Source organism: Bradyrhizobium sp. SPXBL-04, assembly GCF_051853035.1.
Taxonomy (GTDB): Bacteria; Pseudomonadota; Alphaproteobacteria; order Rhizobiales; family Xanthobacteraceae; genus Bradyrhizobium; species Bradyrhizobium zhanjiangense.
In genome coordinates this window covers 240,834-259,176 of sequence record NZ_CP182472.1, presented here as the reverse complement: position 1 = coordinate 259,176, position 18,343 = coordinate 240,834, and the positions used below count along the sequence as shown (strand labels likewise).

Here is an 18,343-nt window from a genome sequence, read left to right as displayed (position 1 = left end):
AGCGGCGAGCACAGTTTCTTTGCTCGCCGGACATTCATGACACCCCCGGGATTTCCCGGGTTTGACCGACATCGGGAGCAACGATAGGTTGAACATAAAACCGTAAGCAACTCGCTTGCGGAACCTGTTCAGCGGGTCCCCCAACATGAACATCGACGTGACTTCACACGATTCGCTCGAACGAATCGCCGATCTGGTGCGCCAGCAACATAATTCCCTCGACACCACGCTGCTTTCGCCGGTGGATGGATTCCAGACCCGGACAGTCACGCTCGAAACGCTGATGCGCGAAGTGACGGAATGTCTTGCCGAGAGCGTTCGGCATCGCCCGGCGCAGGATTTTCCCATGCTTTATTTTGCATGCGGCAAGGCGCGGGTCGGATCGACGGCCCTGAGCAATTTGTTCGGCATGACCGGGATGCCCTCGTATTATCAACCGCTGAAGGCCATGCTGCGCGATGCGCTCGTCGGCAATGCGCTGACACCGTGGATCGTGCCGTCGGCGGCCGATGAGCCGAATATCTTCAGCAAGGAGACGATCGGGCCCTACGTGCTCGCCGAGAGCCTGTTCAATCCGCTCAAGCTGCTGATCGAGGCAGGCTATCCGCGGCACCGGCTGCACCTCATCGCGCTCGACCGCGAGCCGGCTAGCGCGCTGGCATCATGGCTCGAGAAGCTGATCTCGCGCGCTCCTGAAAGTACGCTGCTGGCGCACTATGTCGTCGCCGCACTCAGCGCAGTCCGGGTCGCTGGCTACGCCAGGCAACAGGGCGTTCCGGTCACGCATTACGTCTACGAGGTGAGCAAGGAGGCGGTATCGTCGGTTCGAGTCCTGTTCGACCGCCTCGGCATTTCGGGCAGCTTTACCGAAAATGCCGTGACCTCATGGCGGGAGCCGGGTCAGGAGCAGGCGAACAACGCGCGCGTCATCTTCCCGAGCGAAGCGGCGATCTACAAGGTGCCCAATCTGCACACCTCGGATAGCGCCTATCGCTACCAGCGCCGCGTAACAACCTCGCTGAGCCAGGCCCAGCTGGACGTCTTGGAGCGCTGCGGCGTCAACGATGCCTATCGCGCCTCGGTTGCGGCATGCGTTCGCGATCTCGACCTGAATGCAGCGACGTCGGCGCACCTGTTCGGCGAATGGCTCGCTACGGCCGCGTGATCACCATGCTCGACGTTCCCGCGACCGCCGAGCCAGCCTTTCCTGGAACGGTTGACGACAAGCCGAGCCGCGCGACTGCCAGCCACCTGCGGCGCCTGGAGGCGGAAAGCATACACATCCTGCGGGAGACGGTGGCCGAGTTCCGCAAGCCGGTCATGCTGTATTCGATCGGGAAAGACTCTTCGGTGCTGTTGCATCTGGCGATGAAGGCGTTTCATCCCGGCAGGCCGCCGTTTCCCATGCTGCATGTCGACACGACGTGGAAGTTCCGCGAGATGATCGCATTTCGCGATATGCGCGCGCGCGAGCTTGACCTCGATCTGATCGTCCACACCAACAATGACGGATTGAGCCAGGGCATTGGCCCCTTCACCCACGGCTCGGCCCGTTACACCGACGTCATGAAGACGCAGGCGCTCCGACAGGCGCTGGACCTCCACGGTTTCGACGCCGCGATTGGAGGAGCGCGGCGCGACGAGGAAAAGTCGCGCGCCAAGGAGCGCATCTTCTCGCATCGCAGTGCGGCGCATCGCTGGGACCCGAAGAACCAGCGGCCAGAGCTGTGGAGCCTGTACAACACGATGCTCGCGCCGGGCGAGAGCATGCGGGTGTTTCCGCTGTCGAACTGGACCGAGCTCGACGTCTGGGACTACATCCTGCTCGAGGACATCCCGATCGTTCCGCTCTATCTGGCGGCGCCGCGTCCGGTGGTCGAGCGCGACGGTGCGCTGATCATGGTGGATGACGAACGGATGCCGCTGCGTTCGAACGAGGAGCCGCGCTGGCGCTCCGTCAGGTTTCGCACGCTCGGCTGCTATCCCCTCACCGGCGCGACGACCTCGACGGCGGCGACCCTGCCGGAGATCGTTCGTGAGATGATGGTCTCGCGCACCTCCGAGCGGCAGGGACGCATGATCGACCGGGACAGTCCCGCATCGATGGAGCGCAAGAAAGCGGAAGGCTACTTCTGATGTCCTATCACGAGGCCCCCGCGATCGCCGCCTCCGATGCGCCGCGGCTGGATCAGGACGACCGCCCGACGCTGCGCTTCGTCACCTGTGGCAGCGTCGATGACGGCAAGAGCACGCTGGTCGGCCGCCTGCTTTACGATTCCAAGACGCTGCTCGACGATCAGCTCGACGCGCTCGCCACCGAGAGCCGGACCGTTGGCACCACCGGCGGTGATCTCGATTTCGCGCTGCTGGTCGACGGCTTGCAGGCCGAGCGCGAGCAGGGCATCACGATCGACGTCGCCTACCGGTTCTTCGCCACGCCGTTGCGCCGCTTCATCGTCGCCGACACGCCGGGACATGCGCAATATACCCGCAACATGGCGACCGGAGCCTCCAACGCCGATCTCGCCGTGGTTCTGGTCGACGCGCGCAAGGGCGTGATCTCGCAGACGCGGCGTCATAGCCACATCCTGTCGCTGCTCGGCGTCCGCCACGTCGTCCTCGCCGTGAACAAGATGGATCTGATCGGATTCGACGGCGGTCGCTTCGCGGCCATCACCGCCGAATATCTGACGCTGGCCGGGCAGCTCGGCATTTCCCAGGTCCAATGCATCCCGGTGGTGGCGCCCGACGGCGACAACGTCGTCGCCGCGAGCACGCGGATGCCCTGGTACAGCGGGCCGACCGTCACGGCCTATCTGGAATCGGCGGACGTGTCCGGCGACGTCTCGCAGCGGCCGTTCCGGCTGCCGGTGCAATGGGTCAACCGGCCGCATGCGGATTTTCGCGGCTTCTGCGGCCGAATCGCCAGCGGAACGATCCGGGCCGGCGACGCCGTTGCCGTGCAGCCCTCGGGCCGTCAAACCCAGGTCGCGCGCATTCTCACGCCCGGCGGCGAGCGCGATCGGGCTGCGGCGGGCGAATCGGTGACGCTCACATTGACGGACGAGATCGACGTCAGTCGCGGTGACGTGCTGACGGCGGGGTCCACACCACAGATCTCGGACCAACTGGCGGCCCATCTCGTCTGGTTCGATGACCAGGCCATGGTCGCGAGCCGGCGCTACGTTCTCAAATGCGGCACGGCTTCGATCGGCGCGGTGATCACGTCGCTCGAGCACCGCATCTCAATCGACACCATGGCGCAGGAAAGCGGCACGACGCTCGATGCCAACCAGATCGGCCAGGTCCATCTCCGCCTCGACCGCCCGCTGGTATTCGAGGCCTATCGCGACGACCGCGACATGGGCAGCTTCATCCTCATCGATCCGATCAGCCATCGCACGGCTGCCGCCGGGATGATCGATCTCTCGCTGAGCCGCGCAACCAACATTCACCGCCATCGACTCGCAGTCGACAAGTCGGTGCGTGCGCGGCTCAAGCAGCAGCGGCCCTGCGTGCTCTGGTTCACGGGCTTCAGTGGAGCCGGCAAATCGACGATCGCAGATCTCGTCGACCGGCGCCTTGCCGAGCTCGGACGCCACGCCGCGCTGCTCGACGGCGACAATCTCCGCCACGGCATCAATCGCGATCTCGGCTTTTCCAGCGCGGAGAGAATGGAAAACGTCCGGCGTGTCGCGGAGATCGCGGCGCTGTTCGTCGATGCCGGCATGATCGCGCTGGTCGCGCTGATTTCGCCGTTCCGTAGCGAGCGCGCACTGGCGCGGCAGCGGGTCGAGACGAGCGAGTTCATCGAAATCCATGTCGCGACCCCGCTTGCCGAATGCGAGCGTCGCGACCCCAAGGGCCTCTATCGCAAAGCGCGCGCGGGCGAGCTGACAGGCTTCACCGGGATCGATGATCCCTACGAGGCACCACAAGCGCCGGAGATCAGCATCGACACCTCGGAACTGTCCAGCGAGGCGGCCTGCGAACGCATCATCCGCTATCTCCGAGACAATCACTATCTATAGCGGCGTGCACCAGCGCGGGGCTTCGCAGGCATCAGAAGTCGGAGGCGATGCCCTTGCTTTCCCAATCGCCATAGCGGGTGGGCTCCGGTCCCTTCGGTCCCTGAAGCTCCTTCGGCCGCGCCTTGGCTTCGGCCGCCGCGGCTTGCCGCCGCATCTCGGCTTCAGCCAGCGCACGCTGGGCTGCGGGCGGCAGCGGCTTACGATCGGGAACGGGAGGCTGGTCACTCATGGTCCGGCTTATTAGCGCAGGACGGCCCGCGGCGCGACGTCCAATAACGCATTCCTGAAATCGGGCCCAAAGGGCTGAAAAAGCCGGAAGCGATTCTTACATTTGGCATATTCGCGTGCCAAAGATGAGCTGGTTAAGGCATGCGCCCATCGCGGCGGAACTGCCGCTCGCTCAGAACCTTGCTTCCGCATGCCATCTCAACGTTTCGTTCCTCCGTCCGAAGTGCCCGGTCTTGCGGCGCGGCGGATTGCCGCCGACATCGTCGACGGCGTCCTGCACAAGCACCGCACGCTTGACGACCAGCTCGACGGCGGCGGCGCCCATCCCGGACTGAAGACGCTGGCCGACCGCGACCGCGCGCTGATGCGGCGCCTGGTCGCCACCGTGCTGCGCCGGCTCGGCACGCTCGGTCATGTGCTGTCCCGGCTGCTCGACAAGGGCATTCCCTCCGATGCACCGCGTGCGCAGAGCGCGCTGTTGATCGGCGCCGCGCAGATCCTCTGGATGGACGTGCCCGATCACGCCGCCGTCGATCTCTCCGTTCGCCTCGTGCAATCCGACCGGCGCGCTGCGCGCTATGCCGGCCTCGTCAATGCCGTGCTGCGCCGCTGCGCGCGCGAGGGCAAGGGCCTGGTCGAGGAAGTTGCCACGCAATCGCTGGATCTGCCGCCTTGGCTGCTGGCGCGCTGGAGCGCACATTATGGTGAGGCGACCGCAAGAGACATGGCGCTCGCGCTCGGCCACGAACCGTCGCTCGATCTGACCGTGAAGTCGGATGCCGCGCAATGGGCAAGCCGCCTGCATGGCGAGACGCTGCCGACCGGGACGGTGCGGATGCTGCTGCATGGCTCGGTGACCATGCTGCCAGGCTTTGCCGAGGGACAATGGTGGGTGCAGGACGCCGCCGCTGCGCTGCCGGCCCGGCTGTTCGGCGACATCAAGGGCAAGTCCATCGCCGATCTCTGCGCCGCCCCGGGCGGCAAGACCGCGCAGCTGGCACTTGCCGGCGCCCATGTCACGGCCATCGACCGCTCGCCCGCCCGCGTGGCGCGGCTGCGCGAAAACCTCGGGCGGTTGTCGCTGCAGGCCGAGACTGTCGTCGCTGACGCCGTGGAATGGGCCGGCCCCACCGAGACCTTCGACGGCATTTTGATCGATGCGCCCTGCACCTCGACTGGCACGATCCGCCGTCATCCCGATGTGGCATGGCTCCGGCAGGAATCCGACATCGCCGCCCTGACCGCGCTCCAGCAGCGGCTGCTGCGCAAATCGCTGTCGCTGCTCAAATCCGGCGGGACGCTGATCTACTGCACCTGTTCGTTGGAACCCGAAGAGGGCGAGCAGGCCATCGCCGCGCTGCTGGCCGCAGAGCCCGCGCTTCGCCGTGTCCCGATCGAGGCGTCGGAGGTCGCAGGTCTCGACGAAATCCTCACCGCGGAAGGCGATCTGCGCACCCTGCCGAGCCATCTGCCGAATGCCGATCCCAAGCTTGGTGGGCTCGACGGATTTTACGCGGCCCGGCTTGTTAAATCCTGATTTTGCACTGGATTTTGCAACCTCGATGCTGATTCGCGCCGTTCAAGGTGGTGTCAGCCGTCCGATTTTGGGATTAATAAGGATTCGTCGGAATCCTCCTCTCCCCTTCAAGGCAAGGCGTGTCGGTCGCTCAACGCAGACGCATCTCGACGCTGGTGATGAACCGCTTCGCGCGGAACATGCTCGCGCGCGCGAGCGGCGGGCCGGTGGCGGTGTCGCGGGTCTGGCCCAGCCGGACCGACCGGCTCATCATCGCGCCGCATGACCTGCGCACCGCGGATGCGACCCGCGCCGCCGAGATCTATGCCGGCCGCTTCGTCTTCGCCGGCAAGATCGTCAATTGCCACGGACGCTCGATCTTCGATCTCGAACCGCCGTCCGAGGATTGGGAGGTCGCGCTGCTTGGCTTCGGCTGGCTGCGGCACTTACGTGCCGCCGACACCGCGCTGACGCGGGCGAATGCGCGCGCGCTGGTCGAGGACTGGATCTCGAATCCAGCCAACAAGCGCCGCCAGGTCGCGCGGCGCGCCGACGTGCTGGCACGGCGCGTGATCTCCCTGTTGTCGCAGGCGCCGCTGGTGCTCAATGACACCGACAACAAGTTCTACCGCCGCTACCTGCGCGCCCTCGCACGCGAGATCCGCTTGCTGCGCTACACCATGCTCGACATTCCCGACGGGGTGCCGAAGCTCCAGGTGCTGATCGCACTATGCTATGCGGCGCTGTGCCTCGCCAACCAGGCGCGCCACATCCGCAGCACCTCGAAAAAGCTCTCCGACGAATTGCAGCGGCAGATCCTGCCCGATGGTGGACACATCTCCCGCAACCCGGGCGCCCTGATCGACCTCCTGATCGACCTGTTGCCGCTACGGCAGACCTTCGCGGCGCGCAACATCGCGCCGCCGCCGGCGCTGCTCAACGCGATCGACCGTATGATGCCGATGCTGCGCTTCTTCCGTCACGGTGACGGCAATTTTGCGCTGTTCAACGGCATGAGCGCGACGCCATCCGACCTACTTGCGACGCTACTCGCCTATGACGACACCCATGGCGCACCGATGGCGAACATGCCGCATACCGGCTTCCAGCGTCTCGATGCCGGCCAGACCACGCTGATCATCGACACCGGCCCGCCGCCGCCGGCCGGCGTCAGCCACGACGCCCATGCCGGCTGCCTGTCGTTCGAACTGTCCTCCGGCATCAGCCGCATCGTCACCAATTGCGGCATGCCGACCACGGGCCGCGACAATTGGCGGCCGTTCGCCCGCGGCACCGTGGCACATTCGACACTGGCCTATCACGACATCTCCTCATGCCAGTTCGTGGAGATGTCGGCGATGAAGCGGCTGTTGCACGGCGCGCCCGTGACCAGCGGCCCGGTGGAGGTCGAGAGCTATCGTGAAATCGTGCCGAACGGCACGCTGCTGACGACCTCGCATGACGGCTATCTCTCTAAATTCGGCGCGATCCACCGCCGTGTGCTGATGATCGCCAATGACGGCTCGCGCATCGACGGCGAGGACACGCTGTCGCCGCCGCAGGGCGGACGCTTCAAGGGCGCGGATGCCGATTTCGCGCTGCGCTTCCATCTGCATCCGGCGGTGAAGGCGAGCCGCCTGTCGGATGCCCGCGGCGTCATGCTGGTGCTGCCGAACCGCGACGTCTGGACCTTTGAAGCATTGGACGACAAGGTCGATCTCGAAGACAGCGTGTTCCTGGCCGGCAATGACGGGCCGCGCCGTACCGCGCAGATCGTGATCCGGCAGGATGCGCGGCAGGCACCCTCGATCCGCTGGAGTTTTGTCCGTTCCACCGCCTCACCCGCAGTCACCAATGCACGGAGAAATGCGCGGCGGGAGCCGGAACTACCGCTATAGATGCCCGTATTTCAGCCCTATCTGATCGTTGTGAAGGGCGTCGAAAACTGCTAACCAGCACGCGCTCGCGCGACTGGCGACCTTGGATGGAGCACCATCGGGAAGCGCGAGATACACCTGCCGCGCGCCTGGGCATAGACACTCCTTAAGACAGAGGATCTTGCTCATGACTGACCATCCCCGCCGCGTCACCCGCGCCCTGCTTTCCGTTTCCGACAAGACCGGCCTGATCGAGTTCGCAAAGGCGCTTGCCGCGCACGATGTCGAGCTGGTCTCGACCGGCGGCACCGCCAAGGCGATCGCCGCCGCTGGCCTCAAGGTGAAGGACGTCTCCGACCTCACCGGCTTCCCCGAGATGATGGATGGCCGGGTCAAGACGCTGCATCCGAAAGTGCATGGCGGCCTGCTCGCGATCCGCGACAACGCCGAGCACGCGTCTGCGATGAAGACCCACGGCATCGCGCCGATCGATCTCCTCGTCGTCAATCTCTATCCGTTCGAAGCAACTGTCGAGAAAGGCGCCGGTTTCGAGGATTGCATCGAGAACATCGACATCGGCGGCCCCGCAATGATCCGCGCCGCCGCGAAAAACCATGACGACGTCGCCGTCGTGGTCGAGGCCGACGACTACAAGGCCGTGCTCGACGAGCTCGCCGCCAACAACGGCTCAACCACGCTGAAGCTGCGCCGGCGCCTTGCGGCAAAGGCCTATGCCCGCACTGCGGCCTATGACGCTGCGATCTCGAACTGGTTCAACCGGCAGCTCGAGATCGACGCGCCGGATTTCCGCGCCCTCGGGGGCAGACTGATCCAGTCGCTGCGCTATGGCGAGAACCCGCACCAGACCGCTGCGTTCTACGCGACGCCCGACAAGCGCCCGGGCGTCTCAACCGCACGGCAGCTGCAGGGCAAGGAGCTCTCCTACAACAACATCAACGACACCGATGCGGCCTATGAGTGCATCGGCGAGTTCGACGCCAAGCGCACCGCGGCCTGCGTCATCGTCAAGCACGCCAATCCCTGCGGCGTCGCGGAGGGCGCGAACCTCGTCGAGGCCTATCGCAGGGCGCTGGCCTGCGATTCGACCTCGGCGTTCGGCGGCATCATCGCGATGAACCGTCCGCTCGACGCCGACACCGCGCGCGAGATCACAAAAATCTTCACCGAGGTGATCATCGCTCCCGACGCCAGCGGAGAGGCGATCTCCATCATCGGCGGCAAGAAGAACCTCCGCCTGCTGCTGGCCGGCAGCCTGCCCGACCCGCGCGCGCCGGGCCTCACCGCCAAGACCGTGGCCGGCGGTCTGCTCGTACAGAGCCGCGACAATGCCGTGGTCGACGACATGACCTTCAAGGTCGTGACCAAGCGTGCGCCGACCGAGGCCGAAATGCGCGACCTGAAATTCGCGTTCCGGGTGGCAAAACACGTCAAGTCCAACACCATCATCTACGCCAAGGATCTCGCCACCGTCGGCATCGGCGCGGGCCAGATGAGCCGGGTGGACTCGGCCCGGATCGCGGCGCGCAAGGCGCAGGATGCCGCCAATGAGCTGAAGCTTGCCGAGCCGCTCACCAAGGGCTCGGTGGTGGCGTCGGATGCGTTCTTCCCGTTCGCCGACGGCATGCTCGCCTGCATCGAAGCCGGCGCCACCGCGGTGGTGCAGCCCGGCGGCTCGATGCGAGACGACGAGGTCATCAAGGCCGCCGACGAGCACGGCATCGCCATGGTGTTCACGGGAACGCGGCACTTCAGGCATTAAGGTCGCCGTCATTCCGGGGCGCGCCACTTGGCGCGAGCCCGGAATCCATTTCTCCGCATGACACGCTGCACGATAGATTCCGGGCTCGCGCTCCGCGCGCCCCGGAATGACGGCGAGCTGCGGCTACTTCCGCACCCGCATCAACAGCGCTAGTCCCGCGACGAAAAACACCACCAACACCGCCATGCCGGCTTTCTGGCTTGCCGTCGCGGCCGTGATCATGCCGATCAATAGCGGGCCGATGAAGGACGTCACCTTCCCGGTCAATGCGAACAGGCCGAAGTACTGCGCGATGCGATCCTTCGGCGCGAGGCGGATCAGCAGCGTGCGCGAAGCGGCTTGCAGCGGGCCGCCAGCGGCGCCGATGAGACAGCCCAGCACCAGATAGGCGCGCTCCGCGGCGCTCGAGAACAGGGCCGCACCCGGCTCGGGCGGCGCGACCTTGACGAACAACACACTGTCCTTGTCGACCAGCAGGATCGCCGCCACCGACAGCAGCAGGATCAGCAGGCTGCCGGCGATCACGCGCTTCGGCCCGAGATGATCGTCGAGCTTGCCGCCAAACCATGCGCCGAACGCACCGGCGATCGCGAGCATGATGCCGAACGTGCCGATCTGAATCGTGTGCCAGCCGAAGGTGCCGGCGGCATAGATGCCGCCGAACGCAAACAGCGACACCAGACCATCGGTATAGATCATGTTGGCGAGCAGGAACGCCGCAAGAGATTTCTGGTGCGGCAGACTCTTGATCGACTGCTTCAGTTCCGACAATCCTTCGCGCAGCGCCTCGCCCACCGGAAGCTTCGCGGGATAATCCGGCGTGAACAGGAACATTGGCGTCACGAAGATGATGAACCAAAGCCCTGTCAACGGCCCGGCAGCACGGTCGCCCTGATGAGTGACGGGATCGAGCCCGAATAGCGGCGTGAAGCCGAGCAGCGTGCGGCCGGTCTCGGGATTGGCGGCGAGCAGGCCGAGCACGATGATCAGGCTGACGATGCCGCCAATGTAACCTGTTGCCCAGCCGGTGCCGGACAGCCGCCCGATGCGCTCTGGCGGCACCAGGGTCGGCATCATCGCGTTGTTGAAGACAGTGGCGAATTCCGCACCGACGCTGGCGAGCGCGACGGCGGTGAGCAGCGGCGGAATGATGGCGTATTCACCGGGCTTGCCGATCCACAGCGTGCAGGACGCCAACACCAGCACTGTGCCGAAACCTGCGATCCATGGTTTCCTGCGGCCCGAAGCATCCGCGATCGCCCCGAGCACAGGCGACAACAACGCGATCGCAAGACCCGCGGCCGCCATCGCAAAGCCCCACAGCGATTGGCCGGTAGCCGGATTTGGCGCGATGGCGGTCGCGAAATAGGGCGCGAATACGAAGGTCGTGATCAACGTGAAATAGGGTTGCGCGGCCCAATCGAAGAAGATCCAGCTGACGACGGCGGCACGCGGCGGATAGGTCCGCGGCACACCGGCCATGCGCACATCCGGGGCGATCGTCGTCATCACGCGGTCCTCATCACGAACAGTTTTGCCTCTCTCGGGGCAAACCGTATAGCATTGCCGTGACGCGTGTGAACTGGCCCGGGGGCGCAACGGGAATTTTGATGATGTCGTCATATTCGACGCGGCGGACATTTTTCGCCGTCATAGCCGCTTTGGCGCTCGGTCTCGCCCCCGCGACGGCTCAGGATGCGCGGCGGGGCTATGTCCCGCCCGCGCGCGATACAATGCGTGCCGTCGCTGCCGAGCACGGCATGGTGGTGGCGCAGGAGAGGATATCCGCGCAGGTCGGCGCCGACATCCTGCGACGTGGCGGCAATGCCGTCGATGCCGCGGTCGCCACCGGCTTTGCGATGGCCGTGACCTATCCGCGCGCCGGCAATGTCGGCGGAGGCGGCTTCATGGTGATCCATTCCGCCGACCGCAATGAAGATATCACGATCGACTATCGCGAGACCGCCCCGGCCGCGACCACGCCGCAGATCTTTCTCGGACCGGATGGCAAGCCTGACGCGACCAAGTCACGCGATTCCGCGCTCGGCGTCGGCGTGCCCGGCACCGTCGCAGGTCTCACGCTCGCATTGGAAAAATACGGCTCCGGCCAGTTCACGCTGGCGCAACTGCTCGAGCCGGCGATCGCGCTCGCCCGCGACGGCTTTGTCGTCAGCGACGATATCGCCGATACGCTGCCGAGTTGGCACCGGCGGCTGGCGCGCTGGCCTTCCTCGGCCAAAATCTTCTCGCGTCCCGACGGCGCGCCGCTTGGCGAGGGCGACAGGCTGGTGCAAGCCGATCTCGCCGCAACGCTGTCGGCCGTCGCCGCACAGGGGCCGCGCGGCTTCTATGAAGGGCTAGTTGCGGAAAATCTCGCCAAGGCCGTGACTGAAGCCGGCGGCATCATGACGCCAGCCGACCTGAAGGCCTATCAGGCGGTGATCCGTGCGCCAGTGCGCGGCAGCTATCGCGGCTACGACATCGTCTCGATGCCGCTGCCCTCGTCCGGCGGCGTGGTGCTGGTGGAGACGCTCAACATCCTCGAAGGCTTTCAGCTCGCCGATCTGAAGCAGGGATCGCCGGCATCGCTGCATCTCTTGATCGAGGCCATGAAGCGCGCCTATGCGGACCGTGCGCGCTATCTCGGCGATCCCGCCTTCGTCAACGCACCGATCGAAACGCTGACCGCGAAGGACTACGCCGCCAAGCTGCGCGCAGGCATCTCCGCCGATCGCGCCACGCCTTCGAAAGAGCTCGTTTCCGCCGCTGCCGCGCCGCGCGAAGGCAGCAACACCACGCACTTTTCCGTCGTCGACGGCCGCGGCAACGCCGTCAGCAACACCTATACGCTGAACTTCAGCTATGGCGTCGGTCTCGTTGCCGACGGCACCGGCGTGCTGCTCAACAACGAGCTCGACGACTTCACCGCGGCGGTGGGCGCTTCCAATGCCTATGGCCTCGTCGGCTTCGAGGCCAATCTGCCTGGGCCTGGAAAACGCCCGCTGTCGTCGATGTCGCCGACCATCGTGCTGCGAGGCGCCAAGCCGGTGTTGGTGACGGGCTCGCCTGGTGGCAGCCGCATCATCTCGACCGTGCTCCAGGTCATCGTGAACGTTCTCGACTACAAGATGGATGTGGCTGCTGCCGTTGCTACACCGCGGCTGCATCACCAATGGCTACCGGACGAGGTGCGCGTCGAGAGCGGCTTTCCCGGCGATGTCCTGTCCGAGCTGAAGGCGATGGGCCATCTCATCGTCGAGCCCATGGGACAGACATCGGCCAATTCAATTCTCGTGACTCGGAACGGGCCGCTCGGCGCGCCAGACCCACGCACGCGAGGCGCAGAAGCAGCGGGCCAGTAACCACGTCGTTTGCATGGCACGGCAGCGCGGGCTGGGCGGCTCGCAGAGCCGAACCCGGGATCTCGCTGAAAGTACCCTATCGCCCGACCTGATAAGGCCCGCCCTTTTCGAGCGCGCGCGCATACGCTGGCCGCGCGTGGATGCGCTCCAGGAACGCCATCGCCTTGGGGTGGCCCTGCTCCAGCCCGCCGCGCGCTTGGGCTGCTTCCAGCGGAAAGCTCATCTGGATGTCGGCGGCGGTGAACTCGCTGCCCGCGAACCACTCGCTCTTGCCGAGCTCGCCTTCCCAGTAATCCATGTGCTGCTTGAGCTGCGGATTGACCAGCGCGGTCAGCGCCTGGTTGCAGACCTTGCGCACCAGCGGGCGGAGCAGCGCCGGCGCGCGCTTCGGCATCAGCGTGAACAGCAGCTTCAAGAGCAGCGGCTGCATCGCCGACCCTTCCGCATAGTGCAGCCAATAGGTGTAGCGCAGACGTTCCGGCGTGTTCGGCGGCGGGATCAGCCGACCATTGCCGTAGGTGGCGATGAGATACTCGATGATCGCGCCAGACTCGGCGATGGTGTTGCCGTTGTCGGTGATGACCGGCGACTTGCCGAGCGGATGGATGGCGCGCAGCTCCTTCGGCGCGCGCATATCCGGCTGGCGCTGATAGCGCACGATCTCGTAGGGCACGCCCAACTCCTCGAGCAGCCACAGCACGCGCTGCGAGCGGGAATTGTTGAGGTGGTGAACGGTCAGCATCGCGCAGGTCCTCAGCTTGGCTTGGTCGGTTGCGCCGTTGGTGCCAGCCCGGGGACGCAATGTCGAGCCATCGGTGCGGATATTTTCACCCGGGTATATTGACGCCAGAAATTTACCCGGGTATTAAACTGCCAACGCGATCAATCTGGCAATGATTCCAATGCAAACGACCTTCACAGCCTTCATCGGCCAGCGCCGGCTGGCCTCGGGAGCGGCGGGCGACGTCGCACTCGCGGTCAAGCGGGCGGGGTCGCAGCCGGACCAGCCGATCATCATTTTCGACGACGGGACGGGGCGGTCGATTGATTTCGACCTGCGCGGCGAGGATCACGAGGTACTGGCGCGGCTGGCCAAGCTCATGCCGCCGCCACCGACGGAAATCAGCGAACCGCCGAGCGAGCCGCGCGGCCGTGGCCGTCCGAAGCTCGGCGTGATCGCGCGCGAGGTGACTTTGCTGCCGCGGCACTGGGAGTGGCTCAACGCGCAAGCCGGCGGCGCCTCGGTCGCGCTACGCAAGCTGGTCGACGAGGCCAGACGCGCCAGCGGCGACAAGGACCGCGAGCGGAAGGCGCGCGATGCAGCTTATCACTTCATGTCGACCATGGCCGGCAACCTGCCGCAGTTCGAGGAAGCCTCGCGCGCGCTGTTCGCGGATGACCGGCGGCGCTTCACCGGGCTGATCGCCGACTGGCCGACTGACATCCGCGATCACATCGTCAAGCTCGCCTACAGCGACCGCGCTTAAGGCGCGCGCAGCATTCACCCCATCAACGGCCGAGCCGCGCATCGCGCGGCAACGGCTTCGCACGCCCTGATGAAAGGCAAATCCATGTCCGCACCCGCGCCTCTCTCGACGACGTTTCTTCGCTTCCTCGCACCCTTGATGCTGAGCAACGCGCTGCAATCGCTATTCGGCACCGTCAGCAACGTCTATCTCGGCCAGATGATCGGCATCGACGCGCTCGCCGCGGTCTCGGCCTTCTTCCCGGTGATGTTCTTCCTGTTCGCCTTCGTCATGGGCATCAGCACCGGGGCCACCGTGCTGATCGGCCAGGCCTTTGGCGCGTGCGAGCACGGCCGGATCAAGCTCGTCGTCGGCACGACGCTCGCGATCGGTCTAATGCTCTCGGCAACGGTTGCACTCGCTGGCGGGATCTTCAGCCGGCAATTGATGGTCATGCTTGCGACGCCCGCTGATATACGCGACCAAGCCAGCGCCTATGCCCGCATCATGCTGCTGACCATGCCGCTCGGCTTCGTCTTCCTGTTGATGACGGCGATGATCCGCGGTGTCGGCGACACCGTGACGCCGCTCCTCGCGCTGGCGCTGTCGACCGCGATCGGCCTGATCCTGACGCCGCTGCTGATCCGCGGCGCCTTCGGATTGCCGGCGGCGGGCATCACCAGTCCGGCATGGTCAGCTGCGATTGCCAACGCGCTGACGCTGAACGTGCTGGCCGTCTATCTGCTCCGGAAAAAGCACGCGCTGGCACCGGACGCGGCACTGCTGCGTCATCTGCGGCTCAACGGCGCCGTGCTCGGAAAAATCCTCGGCATTGGACTGCCGAGCGCGATTGGCATGGTGGTGATGGCGATTGCCGAGCTGGTGCTGCTTGGGCTCGTCAACGGCTTCGGCTCAAACGCCACGGCCGCGTACGGCGCTGTCAATCAGGTGATGGGCTACACACAGTTCACGGCGATGTCGATTTCGATCGCGGTCTCGATCCTCGGTGCGCAGGCGATCGGCGGCGGCGACAGGGCGCGGCTCGACGGCATCGTGCGCACCGGCCTTGCGTTCAACCTCGTGCTGACCGGCGGGCTGGTGGCGCTGATTTACCTGGTGCCGCGCGCCGTGCTCGGCATCTTCATCACCGACGGCGCCGTGCTCGATCTGGCGAAGGAACTGCTTTACATCGCCTTGTGGAGCTCGGTGCCGTTTGGCCTCGCCACGGTGTTTTCGGGCGCCATGCGCGCCGCCGGTGTCGCCTTGACGCCGATGCTGCTGGCGATCTTCGCCATCGTCGCGATCGAGCTGCCGTCTGCAGTGATCCTGAGCCGCACGATCGGCCTTAAGGGCGTATGGGCCGCCTATCCGATCGTGTTCTGCGCCATGTTCGTTTTGCAGATGGGCTATTACCTTCTGGTGTGGCGCAAGCAGACGATCCGGCGTCTGATCTGATGGGAGCCATCAAGGTATTATGACCATCATTAAACGGTGGACCTGCGGCGCGGCCTACGCCAAAATGGATGAAAAGCGCCGCCAGGGAGATCGAATTTGACCCGCACAGCCCCGCAATTCCTGTTCGATTTCGGCAGCCCGAACGCCTATCTCAGCCATCTGGCGATCCCGGCGATCGAGCAACGCATCGGCGTCAAGTTCGAATATGTGCCGATCCTGCTCGGCGGCATCTTTAAGGCGACCAACAACAAGTCGCCGGCCGAGACGCTCGCCGGCATCAAGAACAAGCGTGAATTCCACGCGATCGAGACCGAGCGCTTCATCAAGCGCTTTAAGGTGCAGCCCTACGTCATGAATCCGTTCTTCCCCGTCAACACGCTGAACCTGATGCGCGCGGCGATCGCGGCGCAGCTCGAGGGCGTGTTCGAGGCCTATGTCGAAGCGGCCTTCCACCACATGTGGCGCGAGCCGAAGAAGATGGACGATCCCGAGATCGCCGCGAAGGCGCTGGCGTCATCCGGCCTCGATGCGCAAAAGCTGTTCGCCCGCGCGCAGGAACCCGAGGTGAAAGGCAGACTGATCAAAAACACCGAAGAGGCGGTGGCGCGCGGCGCGTTCGGCTCGCCGACCTTCTTCGTCGGCAATGAGATGTTCTTCGGCAAGGAGCAGCTGCGCGAGGTCGAGGAGATGGTGCTGGGGAAGTGATTTCCGTATTGCTTTGAAAGCTGGCAAGCTCCTGGCGTCGTCCTGGCGTTCGCCAGGACGACGGCAAAGAAGAAACAACAAGGACAATCCTCATGCGTATCCTCGTGGTCGGCGCCGGCGCCATCGGCGGCTATTTTGGTGGCAGGCTGTTGCAGGCCGGCCGCGACGTCACCTTCCTGGTCCGGCCGCGCCGCGCCAGCGAGCTCGCAAGCGCCGGTCTCGTCATCAAAAGCCCGAACGGCGATGTGACGCTGAAAGATCCGAAGACGGTGCAAGCGGACAAGCTCGCGGAAAAATTCGACGTCGTTCTGCTCAGCTGCAAGGCGTTCGACCTCGACGACGCCATCAAGTCGTTCGCGGCCGCCGTCGGGCCGAACACCGCGATCATCCCCATGCTCAACGGCATGAAGCATCTCGACGTCCTCGACCAGAAATTCGGCGCCGGGCGCGTGCTGGGCGGGCTCTGCGCCATCGCCGCGACGCTGAACGAGAAGCGCGAGGTGGTGCAGCTGCAGCCGATGCAATCGATCAATTACGGCGAGCGCGACGGCAAGCTGTCGGACCGCGTCAAGGCGATCGACGAGGCCTTCAGGAGCGGCATCAATGGCGCCTCCGCCAGCCAGAACATCATGCAGGACATGTGGGAGAAGTGGGTGTTCCTCTCGACGCTCGCGGCGTCCACCAGCCTGATGCGCACCTCCGTCGGCAACATTCTCGCCGCCCCCGGCGGCAGGGATTTTCTGCTCGGCATGCTGGACGAGACCAGCGCGATCGCCGCTGCGTCGGGCTACGCACCTGGCGGACCATTCTTCGAGCGGGTGAAGGGCAATCTGACCACCGAGGGCTCGCCGATGACGGCATCCATGTTCCGCGACATCAAGGCGGGCCTGCCGGTCGAAGCCGATCACGTCATCGGCGATCTCATCGCGCGCGGAGATGCTGCCAAGGTGCCGGTGCCGAAGCTGCGCATCGCCTATACGCATCTGAAGGCGTATGAGAAGCAGCGGGCGGGGTAGGGCAGCTACACTCTCAGCTGTCGTCCCGGACAAGCGAGCGACAGCGAGCGCTGATCCGGGACCCATAACCACAGGACGTGGTTATTGCGCGAGACGGAAGCTACGAGTCTTCGCAAAACGCGATCCTGTGGCTATGAGTCCCGGATCGGCGCGCGCTTGAGGCGCGCTTGTCCGGGACGACGGCAGAGTTTGCCGCAACAGCCCCAGCTATTTCAGATGCGCAAGATAGTGCGAGACGGCGGTGATTTCCTCATCGCTCATGTGATAGGCGACATCGGCCATCGCGGCGACGCCGCCGCCGACGCGCTGGCCCGCTTTATAGTCGTGCAGCGCCTTGACCAGATATTCCTCGCGTTGACCCGCGAGCCGCGCAACCGCCTTGGTGCCGGCATAGCTGTCCGTGTGGCATGAGGCGCAGCGGCGGCCGGCAGCTACCTGTGCGCCCTTTTTCGACAGGTCCGGATCCCCGTCCTCCGGTCCCTTCGGCGGCGTCAGCTGCGAGAAATAGGCGCCGAAATTGCGGATGTCCTCGTTGTTGATCTCCTCGACGATCGGCTGCATCTGATCGTTCTTGCGCGAGCCGGCACGGAAGAACACCAGCTGCCATTGCAGGAACTGATCGGGCTGGCCGGCGAGCGAGGGAATGTTCTCGGTCTGCGAGATACCGTTCTCGCCGTGACAGCCGGCGCAGGCCGCCGCCTTCTCCTTGATCGCGGAATTATCGGCGGCGCCGACTGGAAGGGCGCCGGGCGTCAGGAGCGCAACCGCGCTGATTGCGTGCGAGATGAACTTCCGGCGCATGATGGGAATTCCGTTCTGTCGAGTTCGTCATTCGGGGGCACGAGCTATGATGCGCAATTGCGCATCGGACAGTCCATAACCCCCGCGCGCGGGTATGGGTTCCGGA

The 18,343-nt window shown here is 65.1% G+C and carries 15 protein-coding genes and 1 riboswitch; of the genes, 11 read left to right on the top strand and 4 right to left on the bottom strand.

All coding sequences use genetic code 11. From position 1 onward, the window contains the following. The first annotated feature begins 145 nt into the window (after positions 1-145). From ACNJX8_RS01225 to cysN, 3 genes are read left to right on the top strand one after another with little or no spacing between them, the layout of a single operon-like run. Positions 146-1,165, top strand: a complete 1,020-nt coding sequence (locus tag ACNJX8_RS01225) for a sulfotransferase family protein (RefSeq protein WP_439359305.1) — start codon at positions 146-148, stop codon at positions 1,163-1,165. Then, entirely contained in the window at positions 1,144-2,136 is a 993-nt protein-coding gene (cysD, locus tag ACNJX8_RS01220; protein WP_439359304.1) for a sulfate adenylyltransferase subunit CysD, read from the top strand. The genes ACNJX8_RS01225 and cysD overlap by 22 nt, the downstream gene beginning before the upstream one ends. Next, a complete protein-coding gene (gene cysN / locus ACNJX8_RS01215) occupies positions 2,136-4,031 on the top strand; it encodes a sulfate adenylyltransferase subunit CysN (RefSeq protein WP_439359303.1) in 1,896 nt (631 codons plus the stop codon). The genes cysD and cysN overlap by 1 nt, the downstream gene beginning before the upstream one ends. A 31-nt stretch (positions 4,032-4,062) precedes the next feature. Here the strand turns inward: cysN and ACNJX8_RS01210 are convergent, their stop codons facing one another. Then, positions 4,063-4,260, bottom strand: a complete 198-nt coding sequence (locus ACNJX8_RS01210; protein WP_439359302.1) for a DUF1674 domain-containing protein — start codon at positions 4,258-4,260, stop codon at positions 4,063-4,065. Between the two features lie 189 nt (positions 4,261-4,449). On the opposite strand from ACNJX8_RS01210, the gene ACNJX8_RS01205 reads away from it, so the two are divergent. The 3 genes from ACNJX8_RS01205 to purH all read left to right on the top strand — a co-directional run bounded on the left by ACNJX8_RS01205 (position 4,450) and on the right by purH (position 9,432). Next, positions 4,450-5,796, top strand: coding sequence for an RsmB/NOP family class I SAM-dependent RNA methyltransferase (locus ACNJX8_RS01205; protein WP_439359301.1), 1,347 nt, complete (start codon positions 4,450-4,452; stop codon positions 5,794-5,796). Between the two features lie 158 nt (positions 5,797-5,954). After that, positions 5,955-7,673 carry a heparinase II/III family protein gene (locus ACNJX8_RS01200; protein WP_439362049.1) on the top strand — a complete coding sequence of 573 codons (1,719 nt, stop codon included), beginning with the start codon at positions 5,955-5,957 and terminating at the stop codon, positions 7,671-7,673. A 59-nt stretch (positions 7,674-7,732) separates the two neighbouring features. Continuing rightward, positions 7,733-7,814: riboswitch (ZMP/ZTP riboswitch) on the top strand. 25 nt (positions 7,815-7,839) lie between these two features. Then, a complete protein-coding gene (gene purH, locus ACNJX8_RS01195; protein WP_439359300.1) occupies positions 7,840-9,432 on the top strand; it encodes a bifunctional phosphoribosylaminoimidazolecarboxamide formyltransferase/IMP cyclohydrolase in 1,593 nt (530 codons plus the stop codon). 123 nt (positions 9,433-9,555) lie between these two features. On the opposite strand, the gene ACNJX8_RS01190 is transcribed toward purH, so the two are convergent. After that, complete coding sequence (locus tag ACNJX8_RS01190) at positions 9,556-10,941, bottom strand: MFS transporter (protein WP_128944589.1); 1,386 nt, start codon at positions 10,939-10,941, stop codon at positions 9,556-9,558. 101 nt (positions 10,942-11,042) lie between these two features. On the opposite strand from ACNJX8_RS01190, the gene ggt reads away from it, so the two are divergent. Then, positions 11,043-12,794, top strand: coding sequence for a gamma-glutamyltransferase (ggt, locus tag ACNJX8_RS01185; protein ID WP_439359299.1), 1,752 nt, complete (start codon positions 11,043-11,045; stop codon positions 12,792-12,794). A 76-nt stretch (positions 12,795-12,870) separates the two neighbouring features. Here ggt and ACNJX8_RS01180 read toward each other — a convergent pair whose 3' ends face one another. Further along, positions 12,871-13,536, bottom strand: a complete 666-nt coding sequence (locus tag ACNJX8_RS01180) for a glutathione S-transferase family protein (protein WP_036038860.1) — start codon at positions 13,534-13,536, stop codon at positions 12,871-12,873. A 160-nt stretch (positions 13,537-13,696) separates the two neighbouring features. On the opposite strand from ACNJX8_RS01180, the gene ACNJX8_RS01175 reads away from it, so the two are divergent. From ACNJX8_RS01175 to panE, 4 genes are all read left to right on the top strand, one after another. Then, the gene (locus tag ACNJX8_RS01175) at positions 13,697-14,281 is read left to right on the top strand and encodes a DUF2239 family protein (RefSeq protein WP_439359298.1); all 585 of its coding nucleotides are present in this window, start codon (positions 13,697-13,699) and stop codon (positions 14,279-14,281) included. Between the two features lie 84 nt (positions 14,282-14,365). After that, the gene (locus ACNJX8_RS01170; protein WP_439359297.1) at positions 14,366-15,715 is read left to right on the top strand and encodes an MATE family efflux transporter; all 1,350 of its coding nucleotides are present in this window, start codon (positions 14,366-14,368) and stop codon (positions 15,713-15,715) included. 96 nt (positions 15,716-15,811) lie between these two features. Then, a complete protein-coding gene (locus tag ACNJX8_RS01165; protein WP_091883062.1) occupies positions 15,812-16,420 on the top strand; it encodes a 2-hydroxychromene-2-carboxylate isomerase in 609 nt (202 codons plus the stop codon). Positions 16,421-16,512: 92 nt separating this feature from the next. Beyond that, positions 16,513-17,436 carry a 2-dehydropantoate 2-reductase gene (gene panE, locus ACNJX8_RS01160; RefSeq protein ID WP_439359296.1) on the top strand — a complete coding sequence of 308 codons (924 nt, stop codon included), beginning with the start codon at positions 16,513-16,515 and terminating at the stop codon, positions 17,434-17,436. 207 nt (positions 17,437-17,643) lie between these two features. On the opposite strand, the gene ACNJX8_RS01155 is transcribed toward panE, so the two are convergent. Then, positions 17,644-18,237: a c-type cytochrome gene (locus ACNJX8_RS01155; RefSeq protein WP_439359295.1), complete on the bottom strand. Its 594-nt coding sequence runs from the start codon at positions 18,235-18,237 to the stop codon at positions 17,644-17,646. Positions 18,238-18,343: the final 106 nt, after the last annotated feature.